The organism is Gemella haemolysans (assembly GCF_901873445.1).
Taxonomy (GTDB): domain Bacteria; phylum Bacillota; class Bacilli; order Staphylococcales; family Gemellaceae; genus Gemella; species Gemella haemolysans_C.
The window spans coordinates 1-15,966 of record NZ_CABFLN010000042.1 but is presented as its reverse complement, the minus strand read 5'-3'; the positions used below and the strand labels follow the sequence as shown (position 1 = coordinate 15,966).

The 15,966-nt window shown below is 33.7% G+C and carries 7 protein-coding genes; 1 reads left to right on the top strand and 6 read right to left on the bottom strand.

What is annotated here, in order from left to right; all coding sequences use genetic code 11:
- Positions 1–142: 142 nt before the first annotated feature.
- Both JX287_RS09035 and JX287_RS05730 read right to left on the bottom strand, forming a co-directional pair.
- The gene (locus JX287_RS09035; RefSeq protein ID WP_204643469.1) at positions 143–4,048 is read right to left on the bottom strand and encodes a ZmpA/ZmpB/ZmpC family metallo-endopeptidase; all 3,906 of its coding nucleotides are present in this window, start codon (positions 4,046–4,048) and stop codon (positions 143–145) included.
- A gap of 186 nt (positions 4,049–4,234) precedes the next feature.
- Positions 4,235–5,410, bottom strand: coding sequence for a CD0519/CD1768 family membrane protein (locus JX287_RS05730; protein WP_204643460.1), 1,176 nt, complete (start codon positions 5,408–5,410; stop codon positions 4,235–4,237).
- A gap of 490 nt (positions 5,411–5,900) precedes the next feature.
- Here JX287_RS05730 and JX287_RS05725 point away from each other — a divergent pair, with 490 nt between their 5' ends.
- A complete protein-coding gene (locus tag JX287_RS05725; RefSeq protein WP_204643458.1) occupies positions 5,901–11,831 on the top strand; it encodes a ZmpA/ZmpB/ZmpC family metallo-endopeptidase in 5,931 nt (1,976 codons plus the stop codon).
- A gap of 161 nt (positions 11,832–11,992) precedes the next feature.
- On the opposite strand, the gene JX287_RS05720 is transcribed toward JX287_RS05725, so the two are convergent.
- The 4 genes from JX287_RS05720 to JX287_RS05705 form a co-directional block, all read right to left on the bottom strand.
- Positions 11,993–12,742: a DeoR/GlpR family DNA-binding transcription regulator gene (locus JX287_RS05720; protein WP_204643448.1), complete on the bottom strand. Its 750-nt coding sequence runs from the start codon at positions 12,740–12,742 to the stop codon at positions 11,993–11,995.
- Between the two features lie 172 nt (positions 12,743–12,914).
- A complete protein-coding gene (locus JX287_RS05715) occupies positions 12,915–13,508 on the bottom strand; it encodes an RDD family protein (RefSeq protein WP_204643446.1) in 594 nt (197 codons plus the stop codon).
- Positions 13,509–13,515: 7 nt separating this feature from the next.
- Positions 13,516–14,235 (bottom strand): YebC/PmpR family DNA-binding transcriptional regulator, encoded by a 720-nt coding sequence (locus JX287_RS05710; protein WP_204643444.1) that lies wholly within the window; start codon positions 14,233–14,235, stop codon positions 13,516–13,518.
- A 242-nt stretch (positions 14,236–14,477) separates the two neighbouring features.
- Positions 14,478–15,966 (bottom strand): MucBP domain-containing protein (locus tag JX287_RS05705; RefSeq protein WP_204643442.1); only part of this gene is annotated, 1,489 nt, incomplete at its 5' end.

The following is a 15,966-nucleotide window of genomic DNA, read 5'->3' as shown; positions in this document are numbered from 1 at the left end:
AATAATCAAATTCTCATAAACAATACTTTATAACCTCAGAATAAAGATAAAATATTGAAAAATTCACTTAACCCTATACTCATCTTTTAAATAACAAAATAGCCAAGAAAATAAATTTTAAATTCACCTTCTTGGCTATTTTTTAATTTTTATAAATAGACTCTGTAAAGTCTTGTGATTGTTTTAAGTATGCTATATATATTTCTTTTTTAAGTTTTTGTACTGGAGTTTCTATATACGAACGTTTCACCGCTGTTGTGTTTCCTGCTCTTATTTGAGCTACTTCAGCTAAAACGGCTTCATTCATAAGTGATTGTAATTTTTCTTTACTTTCAATTACTTCTTCTCTTCCATTGTAATTTATCGTAATAGATTTCAGCCTATCTAATTTTGCAACACGTTCATTAATTTGATCTTTTTTGAATGCTGCATATGTTTTTCCTAAGATTTTTTCGAAAATATATTTATCAGACAACGGTTTACTTTCTGCTTCAGCTTGGTTTTTATATTGATTCGATACATAAGGGACAAATCCTTCATAATAACCTAAGGCTCCCATAAGTTCAAAGGCTTGTTTTCTGAATGTAATATCCCCACTCATACCTTTATCATTTTCACTAACTCCGAAAATCGTATCAAACATATCTATAAAATAGTATCCATTTGCTTTAACATCACCTTTAGCGTTGAATCCATTGATAATATAACGATTAACTAAAATATTATTGTCAATTAGACTATTAATATCCGTTAATTGTTTTGCTTCATCTAAAGTGATTTCTGAGATTCTTTCACTATTATGCGTAGCTTGAACTGCTGGATTTGTGTATGTTACAGGTGTTCTCACTCCCGTTGTTTTTATCGGTGTTATTTTTTTGAAGTATTTAGTTTTATCTTCTGCTGAAAGCTTCCTTGTTGCTTCTGCTTCTAGATAATCTAAACTATACAGCACATCAAAACTTCCATGCATATAAGATTTTAAATCTTCAGCTGTTTTGAATCTATCTGGCGTTTTGTTGTAGAAGCCATTTTTATTACTTTCATCGTAAACAAAGTTTAGGTTAAAATATGTATCTTTTTCTGGTGTGTAAGAATTCTCGAAGATTCCTCGAGCATAAAACTCCGCAGCTGTACCATCTCGACGACCATGATTATTAAACAGCACGGTTCTATCTAATAAGTGCGTCATTTCATGAGAATAAGTCGCTGATCCTCTATCATCTAGAACTCTATCTATGAAGTAACGTACACCCACACCGTTTGCTTCTGCACCTACAATTTGCGATGGTGAGTACAGCCCTAGAGGCGTCATGAAATCTTTAACCCCTTTATCCGCTGTTGGCCCTGATTCTTTAGACCATGTTGTCGTTATTCCAGCAAACTCATTAGGCGAATATTTTTTCATCGTATCTACAATCACTCTATTGGTAATTAGTTTCGAGCGATTTTCTGCTTTTGTTATTCTGTATAAAGTATCAATATAATTAGCCTGTCTTGTCGCAGTTAATTCTATCAATTCTTTAACCTTATTAAGCTCTTCGGTATACTTAGCTTTATTTGTTTTCTCTAAAGAAGTATCCATATACGTTCCGATATTTCCATAAGTTACCGTCGCCATATTAGTTATAGCATACACGCTTGGTTCTTTAATATTCACCAAACCTAATAATGTAGCTATGTTCTGCTGTCTTCTATTTTTTATTTGAAGTTCTTCTGCCCCATATTTCTCAGGAGACGTAGTTAATTTCGTATATAATTCTACTTTCTCTTCAGGTTTTTCTTTCGAAGTTTTTTCAACTACGATAGCTTTAGTCGCTTTCTTCAACCACGTATCACCGTCCATATTAGTGAATGTAGTTCTATTGTAATCAAGGAAATCTAGTAGCGTTGGTTTATCCGTGATTTTCTCGAAATATTTCTCAAATGTTTTTGGACTATTAGTAAGTTTCAGTTCATCATAGCTCATAGATCCAAGATGTTTTAACCATTCTAGAGAAGTAACATCTTTCTTACCGAACGAGCTTGGGTTATACGCTAATATATCACGAATATTAGTATCACCAAAATCAATATTATAAAATCTATTTATATATGATAATCCTAATAGTATTTTCTCTTTATTATCTTCAATATCACGTTTTACTTTTTCTCTATTTTGTGGAGTATCTCCAATAACACTCAACGTGTGCGCCGCAACTTTTTTCAACCTAGCATCTAAATCTGTTTTAGTCTCTTCTAATGTTTCTTTAATTGATAATTTTTCTAGATACTCTTTTCGTAAAACTTCTTTTACTTCTGCATCAGTTATCGCTGGATTAGTTTTTTGTAGTTCTTTTCGTTTCAAATATAAATCTCGATTTATTTCTGTATCTGATGGCGTTAGTTGTGATTTTAATTTTTCATTTGTCAACAAGTCTACATTTCTCATCTCCGCAGTAGCTTCCGTTACATTTACTGCATTTTCTAATCTGCTATTAACTGGTAGTAAATGCGGTTTATTTTCTTTAGTTCCAACTAAGATTACTTTCTGTCGCATAGCTTTAGTTGTCTCAGTTTTTTCTGTTGGATTAGTTAATCTCCCTGTTTCGGGATTAACTTCATAAGTTTTAGTCGTTGTTATTTCGCCTTGTTCACCTTCAGTCTCAACTTCTTCCTTTCCTTTGGGAAGTTCAGGGGCATCTTTTTTCAACTCAGTGATTTCTATAGTTTTTACTATTTTCTCCACATTCCCAACTTTAACAACTCTATCTACTGGTGGTTTTTCTATTTTTGTAGAAATATTTTCTACTATTTTTCCAGTAGATTTATCAAGAGTATACGAAGTAGTGGTCACTTCCTTACCTTTTTCACCCGGTGTTTCTTCTTGTTGCTTATTATAACTTAAGACTGGGGATGGTTTATAAATTGTTTTATAGTCCAGTTCTTTTTCGGTAGTTATTGAAGGAGGAATAACCGGTATTCCCTCGGTTACTTTGTCTGCTGATGGTTTTTTTGGAGTTGTAATCACATCTGGTGTCTTACCTTCTTTTCCTTCAATAATTTCTGGAGATGTTTCAGGTTTTTCCGGCTCAACTGCTGGTTTTTCACGTATCGGTATTTCTACTACTGATTCTTTTGGTGGCACCGGGTTTGATTCATGGATTTGTATTGGTCTAGCATTTCCTTTCGGTTTATCAGCTGGCCTAGCAGGTTTTGGTGTTACCTCCGGCATCGGTTGTTCCGGTGTTGATTTTACATTAGGTATTTCTGGTTCCTTTTCTTTCTCTGGGGCCAACTCCCCATCCGGCGTTGGTTTTATCCCTAACTCTGGTTTCTCTGGTTGCACTAAACTCTCACCTTTTTTGCTTACTACTCCTGCCGGGTTCTCCGGTTGTTTAAGTTCAACCGTTGGTTGTTCTAACATTGGTTTTGCTTTTAACTCTGAATTTTCAGGTTCAACTAAAGAAGAATCAGAGTACTCTTTTTTCTCTATTTTATTATTTGCGTTCGATACTCCATGAGATTTCTTTTTTTCAAAATAGTAACCTGTAAAACTATATCCCTCTATATTATCAGGGTTTGGTAACACGCCTCCTGCTGCAACTTTTATAACTGCCGGTTGAATTTCCTTAAAATCATCAAAAGCGATTACCTGACTTAGATTACTAGTAACCGTTAATACACTAACTAAGAAAATTAATTTTCCTCTTTTTTTCTTAATTAAAGTCAATCCTAATAATAAAAACGCTCCACCCAGAGCTAACGTTCCTGTTGGAATATCACCAGTATTCGGCAATAAATTATTTTTTCTATAAACAAAATAATATTCTTTACCTTCTTCTACAGCTATTTTATTTTCTTCAAAGACTTTCAATTGATTTTTTATTTGTTCTGATAAACTACTATTATCTACAGAATGAACAGTTACATCTTTCACTTCAGTTGCTTTCACTTCATCTGTATAATTTAAAGATAAAAACAAACTTGTTCCTAGTAAAACCGAACAAACACCCATTTTATACTTTCTTATTGAGAAATTCTGTTTTTTTCTAAAATTCTCTGTCTTCATTATTTTTCTCCATAAATTCATAATTTTATAATCATTTCTACTATAGCAAACTTAGGACATTTTCGCAACTATAATCATAAATTTAACCGCTAAACATACTCCTTAAGCCACATAATTTATTTTAGATATAAAAAAGACGCAACCAAAAATGTTACGCCTTAATTTAATCAGTTATCTTTTAATCTTTTACCCTAACAATACGAATAAATAGTGAGCAATAACTCCCGCTGCAAGACCACCTATTGTATGTGATACGATTGCTTTTGAAGATAATTTACGTACTCCAAGAGCATCCATCATACCAATGTGAGTACTTAAGTATCCACTCCAACACATACCCATCGCTGTGAATACCGCAATATCATTCGCTCCGATTAATCCACTCTTCAAGAATTCTGGAACTAATGAGATTGCTCCTCCTACTGCTCCTAGGGCTGTAATTGGGAAGGCTATAGCTTCTGCAGAATGGAATCCAAATAATGGTTCTAAGATAAATGTTAGTTTTTCCCCTAACCAAGGTAAGAATCCAACACCTTCATATGCCGCTCCTGTATATCCTCCAGCTGGCATTTTAAATGTTAGCATCATTACAAAAGTGCACACTATAAGTACCCCTGGAATAATTGCTAGTCCCATTTCTACCCCAGTTTTACCACCTTCTAAAACTGTATCTAGAACTCGTTGGAACATATTTCCATCACGTACTATTCTTACTTTATCCGGTCTTTCATCACCTTCAGCTAACTCGATTGCTGGTTCTTCTGCTTCATCGCCGTAGTATTTTTTTGTTTGTCGTAACATTAAACGTACACTTATAACACTACCTAAAATTGCTCCGATATTCCCTATAATCGCCGCTTTAATAAATCCTTCTCCTTGTCCCATCATAAACATCGTTACGATAAGTCCCATACCAAAAGCTGTACCTAAGTTACATAAAGCTGGCACTTGGTATTTTTTAAAGAAAGATGTAAATCTTTTATCTTTCGCAAATGGAATGATAGCTGGGTTATCTGATAAATATGTAGCCACCGCACCTGTAACACTTGCTCCAGGCATTCCCCAAAGTGGTTTCATAAGTGGTGCAAAAATTTTATTAATTAACGCTATTGCACCGAACTCTGATAATAACGCACTAATTGCACCAGCAATAACTGCCATTGCCATGATGAAAAATACTGTATTAAGTAATAAATCATGCGCTGTCGCCATCATCGTCTTGAACATAAGTGGTGTCCCCATTTTTCTAGCCATAAGACCAAATATTAGGAAAAATATTCCTAAGAAGACAAATGTCTCTAAGCTTATCGCTTTTTTAACCACTATATTTTTTTTGTTTTTCTTGGTTGTATCTCCGTCCATAAAAATCGTCCTTTCTGATTTTAATTTATATAATTACTCCAACGTCTACTTATAGCAGACTGTACTAATACAACTTGATATTTATATTATATCATAGTTTCTTTATCCTTGCAACTATTTCAACAATTCGGAAACCAATTAAACTAAATTACTATTATAAAAATTTTAATATAAAATAAACAAACATCAAGACATCATTTTTAAAACAACAATTACAAAAGATAGGACTCCTAAATAATTTTTTAAAAAATAAAATTAATTATGTTTATATTTTACTATCAATATTTCTTTGTCACTAGTACAGTTGTATTTTCGTGTTATATTTGCATTATTATCATAGTCATATAAGTAATTTTCTATTGTAGCGATAGCAAACAAATACAAATTTATTAAACTATAAATACTTTCTTTAAGCTAGATTAATTGCTTTTAAATAGCTTTTTTGATAGAATTAAATAGCAACAAATAAATGTATAGGAGAAGATTTTTTATGCGAACGAAAAATGAAAATAATGATAAAATTTTAAAGTTTTCGATTAGAAAATTATCTCTTGGTGCAGCGCCGGTTGTTATCGGGGCTTTATTTTTTGGAAGTCATGCACCAAGCGAAGCGCTTGCCAATGAAAACAACACAAGTGTTAAATATACTTATCTAGCTGAAAATGAACTAACCGAAGCAGAAAAAAGTTTAATTAAAAAAAGCATCCCAAATAATGTAAAAAGCAACGAAACATACTATATGGTTTATAAAAAAGAAGCGCAAACTTCTACTAAAACTACAGAATTAAAATCATTACCTAATACTGGTCAAAGTTCACTTCCAGTAGCCGGTCTTGGAATCAGTACTGCAGTATTGGTAGTACTTTTAATGTCTAAAAAACACAGAAATAAAGTTCTTAGCGTCGTATTAATAGGAGCTATGGGACAAAGTATCGTTATGCCTTATCAATCATTTGCTTTCGAGAACAAAGAATTAGTACGCTACAACACAGAAACAACAGTTGCTGATTCTACAGAACTTGCGAATGGTGTAATTAACATCGATGGCTATCGCTATGTCGGGTACTTCACTCTTAGCGATTTAGGTGCTTTACCCCAAGGTGAACAAAAAGTTCTTCCAAAACCAACACAACCAACTCCAACACCTACTGAGGAAACACCTAAAGTTACAGTTGAAAACAAACCTGAACTTAAATCAACTACTGAAGTTGTTCCTTTCCAAACTATCAAGCAATCTGATGCTACTTTACCTAAAGGGCAAACTAAAGTTGTTCAAGAAGGAGTTAATGGTGAACAAATCGTATTCAGCGAAGTAACCACTGTTGATGATAAACAATCTAGCAAAGTTATCAAAACTTCAATTACAAAACAACCTGTTAATAGAGTAGTTGCTGTTGGTACTAAAGAGGAAATTGCACCTACTCCTGTCGTTACTCCTACAATTCAAGTAACTCCTACCGAAGGTAAAAAAGCCCCCTCTGTAGTAAAACCTGAAGTGACTGTAACTACAGAAGTTGTTCCTTTCGAGACAATCGAGCAACCTGATGTTACTTTACCTAAAGGGCAAACTAAAGTTGTTCAAAAAGGAGCTGACGGAGAACGTACTATTTTAACAGAGGTAACTACTGTTGATGGCAAACAAACTAGCAAAGTACTGGAAAACACAATTACAAAACAACCTGTGAATAACGTAATTGCCGTTGGAACTAAGGAAGAAACTACTCCAACTCCTCAACCTGAAAAACCTAAAGAGACTAAACCTGAGGAAAAAGTTGACAAAACAGCATTAAAAGCTCAAATCGATAGAGCTCTTGCACTTGTTCCTGCTGATTATTCTGCTACAAGTTACAACGCTCTTAAACCAATTTTAGAAGCTGCGCAAAATATCTACTCTTCTGATAGTGTTAAACAACCTGAGGTAGATAGTGAAACTGCGAAACTTAAAGCCGCTATCGACGCATTAAATGTTGATAAAACAAAACTACAAGAACAAATAAAAGATGCAGATACTAAACAAGAAGCTGACTACAGTCCAAAAACTTGGAACGAATTCAAAAATGCTGAAATCAAAGCAAAAGAAATCAACAACCAAACTACTCCACTTCCTAAACAAAGTGAAATAGATGTGGCTACTAAAGCTCTTCAAGACGCTATTAAGGCTCTTGCCGTTGATAAAACTGCATTACAAACTGCTATTAACACAGCTAACAACAAACGTAAAGAAGAATACACTACTCAAACATGGAAAGCTTTAGAAGAAGCTCTTGCAGCAGCAAATCCTGTAAATGCAGATGATACTGCTACTCAAAGCAAAGTAGACGAAGCTACTAGAAGATTAGAAGAAGCTATCAAAAACTTAGTTCCATTAACTGAAAAACCAGTATTAAAATTCGTAAATACCGATAAGAAAGTATTAGATAAAGAAGTAGTTGCTAAGTATACTTTAGATAATCCTACTAAGACAAAAATTAAATCAATTACAGCTACTCTGAAAAAAGATGGACAAGTTGTTAAAACTGTAAACCTGACAGAAAATAATCTAAACGCTTTATTAGACAACGTAGAATACTTCAAAGCATATACTCTGTCAACAACTATGGTTTACGATAGAGGTAACAGTGAAGAAACTGAAACTTTAGAAGATCAACCAATTAAATTAGATCCTAAAAAAGTTGAAATTAAAAATATTAAAGAAACAAGCTTAATAAGTGTTAATCCTGAAGGTAACGAAACTGACATCAGTCTACTTTCAGAAAATCCAGGAAATGTTGCTCCACTTTATTTACGAGTTACAACTCACGATAACAAAGTGACAAGACTTTCTGTTGATAAAGTTGAAGAAGTAGTTAAAGATGGAAAAACTTTATATAAAGTTACTGCTACAGCTCCTGATTTAGTTCAACACACAGATGCATCTAAATTAGCAAACGAGTATGTTCATTACTTCGAAAAACAAAAAGCAAAAGAAGGCAATGTTTACTATAGCTTCAATGAACTTGTAAAAGATATGCAAGCTAATCCTACTGGCGAGTTCAAACTTGGAGCAGACCTTAATGCAGCAAACGTAAAACCTAATGGAAAATCTTATGTTACATCTGTATTTAAAGGTAAGTTATCAAGTGTTGAGGGTGGTAGATTTACTATTCACAATACAACTCGTCCATTATTTGGAAATATTCAAGGTGGACACATCCATGATATTAACTTAGCTAATGTAGATATTAATATGCCAGAGGATAACCAAGTAGCACCAATTGCTAATATCATTAAAGGTGGAACTACTATTGAAAATGTTAAAGTTACAGGTGATGTAGTTGGTCGTGACTGGGTATCTGGATTTATTGATAAAATTGACAGTGGTGGTAGATTAGTCAATGTTGCATTTATTGGTAATATTACATCTGTTGGTACTGGTAGTCAATATTTATCAGGTATTGTCGGTGAAAACTGGAAAGGTTATGTTGAACGAGCTTATGTCAACGCTAATATCACTGGTAAGAGAGCTAAAGCTGCAGGTATTGTTTATTGGTCTCAAAATGGTGGGGATAACAACGCTGTAGGTAGAGAGGGTGCTATTAAGAAATCAGTAGCTAAAGGAACTATCAATGTGAGTGATCCTATTAAAGTCGGTGGTTTCATTGGAAGTAATCATATGTTAGGTTCAGTTGAAGATAGCGTATCTATGATGAAAGTTAATAAAGGTAACGGAGAAATCTTCTACGGTTCTGAAGATATTGATGATGATGGTGGTTACTGGTCTGGAATGAGATTGAATAGAAACCTTGTTGTTACAGGAGTAAGTGAAGGTAAATCTTCATATAATTTCTCTAAACAACAGCATCGTATTAAATCAGTTTCTCAAGAAGAAGCTGATGCTAAAATCGCAACATTCGGAATTACTGCTGATAAATATGTAATCAACAATCCTATTACAAATACCCTTAACAACATCAAACCAAAAGCTGATACTTATAAAGATACTCAAGATTACAATACAGAGCGTGAACTTGCTTACCGTAACATCGAAAAACTTCAACCATTCTACAATAAAGAATGGATTATAAATCAAGGTAACAAGATTCCTGAAGGATCTAAATTACTAAATACAGAGGTATTATCTGTTACAGGTATGAAAGACGGTCAATTTGTGACTGATTTATCAGATGTTGATAAGATTATGATTCATTATGCTGATGGTACGAAAGAAGAAAAATCTGTCACTCAAAAAGAATCTCAAGTACAACAAGTTCGTGAATATAGTATTACTGGATTAGATGGTATTGTTTATACACCAAATATGGTTGTTAAAGATCGTACTCAATTACTAAGTGATATTAAAGCGAAATTAGATACAATTACTCTTGAATCTCCTGAAGTTCGTGCAATAACAGGTAATGTTGGAGCATTATACTTAGAAGAAAGTTTCGCAGAAGTAAAAGAAAATCTTGATAAATTAGTAAAAGCTCTTGTTGAAAATGAAGATCATCAGTTAAATGATGATGAGGCAGCCATCAAAGCACTTCTTAAGAAAGTAGAAGATAATAAAGCTAAAATTATGATGGCACTTACTTATTTGAATCGTTATTATGGTGTTGAATATGGTGATTTAAACATTAAGAATATGATGATGTTTAAACCAGATTTCTACGGTAAGACACCAAGTGTTATTGACAGATTAATTCGAATTGGCTCGCAAGAAAAGAACTTGAAGGGTGACAGAACTCAAGATGCATATCGCGAAATTATTGCAGGAGACACTGGTAAAGGTGATTTACGTAGTTTCTTAGACTATAATATGCGTCTCTTCACAAATGATACAGACCTTAACGACTGGTTTATTCACTCAGCGAAAAATGTTTATGTTGTAGAACCTGAAACAACAAATCCAGACTTCACAAATAAACGTCACCGTGTCTTTGATGGTCTGAATAATAATATGCATGCGCGTATGATTTTACCATTATTGAACTTGAAGAAATCACATATCTTTATGATTTCAACTTATAATACTATGGCATATAGTTCATTTGAAAAATATGGTAAAAATACAGAAGCTGAACGTGAAGCGTTCAAAGAACGTATTAATTATGTAGCTAAAGCTCAACAAACATACTTAGACTTCTGGTCACGTCTTGCACTTCCGAATGTTCGAGATAGACTTCTTAAGAGTCAAAATATGGTTCCTACACCTGTATGGGATAATCAAGCTTATGCGGGTATTAAGGATGCTAATCGTCGTGGATATGGTACAGATGGTAAGGTAGCGACACCAATTCGTGAGTTATTTGGTCCAACAGACAGATGGCATCAAATTAATTGGAATATGGGAGCAATGGCTAAAGTCTATGCAAAACCATATGAAGATGAACAAGTTTTCTTCATGGTAACGAATATGTTAGATGACTTCGGTATTTCAGCATTTACACATGAAACAACTCACGTAAATGACCGTATGGCATACCTTGGTGGTCATGGACATCGTCAAGGTACAGATCTTGAAGCATATGCGCAGGGTATGTTACAAACGCCTGATAAATCAACATCAAATGGTGAATATGGAGCATTAGGGATTAATATGGCTTATCATCGTCAAAATGATGGAAATCAATGGTATAACCCAGATCCTGAAAAATTACAAACTCGTGAACAAATTGATCACTATATGAAGAACTACAATGATGCTCTTATGATGTTAGACCATCTTGAGGCTGATGCTGTATTACCACAGTTAAATGGAAATACGAGCCGCTGGTTCAAGAAAATGGATCGACAATACCGCAGTGGAAATTCAGGTCATCAGTTCGATAAAATTCGTGAGTTGACAGAGGATGAGAAAAAAGTAGCAATCAATACAATTGATGATTTAATTACTAATAACCTAATGACGAAACATGGAGCGCCTGGTGACGGTACTTACAACCCAACGGACTTTAGCTCTGCTTATGTCAATATAAATATGATGACAGGTATCTATGGTGGAAATACGAGTCAAGGTGCACCTGGTGCTGCATCCTTCAAACACAATACATTCCGTATGTGGGGGTACTTCGGATATGAGAATGGATTTGTTGGATATGCTTCTAGCAAATATCAAGGTGCAGCTAATAAAGAAAATAATAAGCTATTAGGTGATGACTTCATTATCAAGAAAGTTTCTAATGGAAGATTCACTAACCTTGAAGATTGGAAGAAAGAGTACTACAAAGAAGTAAAAGCAAAAGCTGACAAAGGATTTACTGCAATTGAAATTGATGGTAAACAAATTACAAATTATGCTGAACTAAAAGTCTTATTTGATAAAGCGGTGGAGACTGACCTAGCAGGCGGAGGAACAGCTAAAACTGTAGAGCTTAAATCAAAAGTCTTTAAAGCGCTTCTTAAGAATACAGACGGATTCTCAGGAAAACTTTTCAAAGATTAATTCTAACAACAAAAACCTAGATTTAGAAATTTCTAAATCTAGGTTTTTTGATGTTTTAGAGATGTTTCTTCGCAAAGTAAGATATATGTTGAAATTACGTAAACCTCATAATTTAATATGAAAAAATTCAGGACTTAAAACTTAGTCCTGAATTTATCTTTTTATATTATAGCTACTTCTTTTTTATATTGATCTTTAATATTTTCATCAAGAACATCATCACTGATAATTGCTGTAAGATCTTTTAGTTGGAAAAATGTGTAAAATGCGTGTGTTGAAAACTTACTGTGGTCTGCAAGGACATAACGTTCAGTCGCATTATTAAGAATCGTTTCATTACAACGCCCTTCTTCTTCATCAGAGATAGTAACCTTCTCTAAATCTATTCCATTCACCCCAACAAACGCCTTATTTACACTTATTTTACTAAGTGCATCTTGTGTGAAGTACCCAATAAATCCTTTTGTTTTTTGACGGTATCTTCCTCCGATAAAAATAAGATCACAAGACGGATTGTCTTTAAACTGTTCGAATACTGTTAATGAATTCGTCACAATATTAATATCTCTATCTTGAAGATATTCCGCTAAGTAACTCGTAGTACTACCTGGCCCTATAAAAATAGTTTCATTATCCTTTATAAGCTCTGATACTTTTCTAGCGATTTGTTTTTTCTCTTCAACATTTACTGATATTTTTTTATTATAATTATCCTCTTGATAGAAGTTTTTCGGTTTTAACTTCGCTCCACCGTGTATTCTAGTAAGATGCCCATAATCTTCTAATTCTTGCAAATCACGACGAATTGTCATCTCAGTGACATTCATGTCATGAGCAAGATTACTAACACGTACTAAATGTTTATTTTTTAATTCATTTAAGATATAACTATGTCTGTCTATTTTTAACATTTTTTCTCCACTCTAAAATAATAAATTTAACATTTATATTTTAACACTTTTTTCGAAAATATAAAACAGAAAACATAAAAGAACTATCAAAACGAACGTTAAATCTAACATAAAAATAAAAAACTAGCTGCTTTTAGACTATAGTAGCCCTCAAACAACTAGTTCTTATTCATTATTTTTCTTTTTCTTCTTTTACTTTTTCTACTTTTGGTTGTTCTGTAGCCGCGACAACTCTCATGTTCAGAAGTTTATCGTACAGCATTATAGGATTCTTACGTTTAAGTACATATTTCTCATATAACCAGAATATTGCAGAAACTGGTACTGCACCCCAACCAATAGTAACTTTAATTAAGAATTCTCTAATTAAATATCTAGAAAATTCAATTTTTTTGTTATCTGTAGGCACTATTCTTACTTTAAGAAGTTTTTTCCCAATAGTTTGCCCTTGCCATTTATGTGGAAGGTATCCATATAACAAAACTGCGAAAATAACTATTGAAAGTGTCATATATAATGCATTTCTTTCGTTTTCCGCTCCACCTTGTGCACGTAAGTTCACAGTGGAATATTGGAAAATAATCGCTATTGGTAAGTAGATTGCTAAGTCGATTAAATAAGCAATTAGACGTTTTACTGGTGAAGCTTCTTCTCCGTACACATCTAATAGTGGCGTTTCAACCGATACTGAAGCATCACTTAGTGTTGGTTTTATATTTCTATCATTATAGCTGTATGAACTATTTTTTTTAATTTTCTTAACCATAGTTCACCTAGTCTTCTAAGTCAACATTGTGGTAGACTTGTTGAACATCTTCACAATCGTCAAGCATTTCTAACATTCTTTCGAATTTAGCTTTATCTTCTTCGCTTAATGTTACTTCGTTTTGAGGAAGCATTGAAATTTCAGCAACTTCAAATTCTTCGATTCCAGCTGCTTTTAGAGCTTCTTGGATTTCGTGGAAGTTTTCTGGTTCACCATATACTAATGTTAACTCATCTTCTTCAAGAATATCACGAGCATCGATATCAGCTTCCATAAGAATTTCTAATAATTCATCTGCACTCTTACCTTCAACACCGATTACTGCAGTGTTGTCGAACATATAGTTTACAGAACCAGTAACACCTAAGTTACCTCCATTTTTGCCTAATGCTGTACGTACTTCAGCAGCTGTACGGTTAACGTTGTTTGTAAGTGTATCGATGATAACCATAGTTCCACTTACACCGAAACCTTCATAACGTAATTCATCGTAGTTCTCTTCACTTCCACCTTTTGCTTTTTCAATAGCACGGTCAATAATATTTTTAGGAACACGGTAAGTTTTCGCTCTTTCTAATACTACTTTTAGATTTCTGTTACTTTCTGGATCTGGTTCTCCAGTTTTTGCAGCTTGGTAAATTTCACGTCCAAACTTAGCATAAATCTTACTAGTGTTAGCATCTTTTGCCGCTTTTTTTTCTTTAATATTATTCCATTTACGACCCATAGTCTTTTAATCTCTCTTTCTTTTATAAATATTTTCCATTTTAGTAAAACTTCCTCGCTACAATGTAGCCAGAAAGTTATTACATACCATTCTATATTACTATATTTAAGCCATTTTTTCAAGCGTTGTATAAAAAAGCTCATAGTAATTATAAAATCACTATGAACTTTTTTATAATTTTTATAGAAGTTAACCAAAAATTGATTTTGTTGTGTTATCTTCTATTCAGTTCTAACAACTTCTTATTTTTCTTTACGACGTCTTGCTGCTGCAAGTAATCCACCTAGGATTCCTAATCCTAATCCTGCTAATCCAGTATTAGTTTCAGTTGTACCTGTGTTAGCTAGGCGTTTAACTTGTGCTTTAGGCGTAGCTACAGTTACTTTTCTGAAGATGTGACGCACATTTCCATTTTCGTCAACTACAGTTCTTACGAACTCGTATCCCGAAACTTCTCCTGCTTCTACTGAACCTTTTTCAGATGGTTTAATTGGGTTTCCATTTTCATCTGTCCATGTTGTAGTTTTTTCTACTACTGGAGTTGGTGTTGGAGTTGGTGATGTTTCTTTTTCATATACATGTTCAACATCTCCATTTGGAAGAGGTTTAGTTTCTACTAAGCGGTATCCTGGGATATTTCTGCTTTCTTTTAGTCCTTTTTCTTTCGCAGGTACGTTTGGAATTGGGTTTCCGTCTTTATCTCTGTGGATAGTTTGTTTCGCTCTATAAACATGTTTAACTGTTCCATCTTTTTCTGTTACTGTTTCAACATATTCATATTCAGGAATATCTAGAACTGGTGATAACATATCGAATTCGAATCCTGGGATTTTGTTTCCTTCTGTATCTCTGATGATTCCTTTTGTTTTTTCAACTGATGGAGTTGGTATTGGAGTTGTTACTTTTTCGTATACGTGTTCTGTATCTCCGTTTGGAAGTTTGTTCGTTGTTACGAACTTGTATCCTGGAATATCTTTCTTAGGTTGTTCACCTGTTTCTGTTGTTGTTCCTGGAATTACGTTTCCTTCTTTATCTTTGAACACTGTTGTTACTTTTTCGTATACGTGTTCTGTGTCTCCATTTGGAAGTTTATTCGTTGTTACGAATTTGTACCCTGGAATATCTTTCTTAGGTTGTTCACCTGTTTCTGTTGTTGTTCCTGGAATTACATTTCCTTCTTTGTCTTTGAACACTGTTGTTACTTTTTCGTATACGTGTTCTGTGTCTCCGTTTGGAAGTTTATTCGTTGTTACGAATTTGTATCCGGGAATATTTTCTTTTGGTTGTTTTCCTTTCTTAGTTGAACGGATTTCTTTACCATTTTCATCTACATATGAAGTTTCTTTTTCCTTCACTTCAGGAGTTGATGAAGTTACTTTACGATAGATATGAACAGTATTTCCTTCTTTATCTTTTTCAGTACGTACAAATTCATATCCTTGAATTGAAGTTTTATCCTTCGTACCATTTTCTCTAGGTTTTAGAGTTTCTCCATCAACAGATTTCCAAATTGTTGATTTAGATTCATCTGTATTTGGTGTTTCCGGTGTTGGTTTTGGTGTTTCCGGAATTGGTTTTGGTGCTTCCGGTGTTGGTTTTGGTGTTTCCGGAGTTGGTTTTGGTGTTTCCGGTGTTGGTTTTGGTTCAGGTTTTATATCTGCTTCATAGTATACATCTACTTTTCCATTTTCTGTTGTTGATGTTACTTCTGTTGCTTCTACTGTTGCTACA

Bases quoted from the DNA above. Each gene is read 5' to 3' on its own strand.
- JX287_RS09035 (WP_204643469.1), bottom strand. From the start codon at position 4,048: ATGAAGACAGAGAATTTTAGAAAAAAACAGAATTTCTCAATAAGAAAG.
- JX287_RS05730 (WP_204643460.1), bottom strand. From the start codon at position 5,410: ATGGACGGAGATACAACCAAGAAAAACAAAAAAAATATAGTGGTTAAA.
- JX287_RS05725 (WP_204643458.1), top strand. From the start codon at position 5,901: ATGCGAACGAAAAATGAAAATAATGATAAAATTTTAAAGTTTTCGATT.
- JX287_RS05720 (WP_204643448.1), bottom strand. From the start codon at position 12,742: ATGTTAAAAATAGACAGACATAGTTATATCTTAAATGAATTAAAAAAT.
- JX287_RS05715 (WP_204643446.1), bottom strand. From the start codon at position 13,508: ATGGTTAAGAAAATTAAAAAAAATAGTTCATACAGCTATAATGATAGA.
- JX287_RS05710 (WP_204643444.1), bottom strand. From the start codon at position 14,235: ATGGGTCGTAAATGGAATAATATTAAAGAAAAAAAAGCGGCAAAAGAT.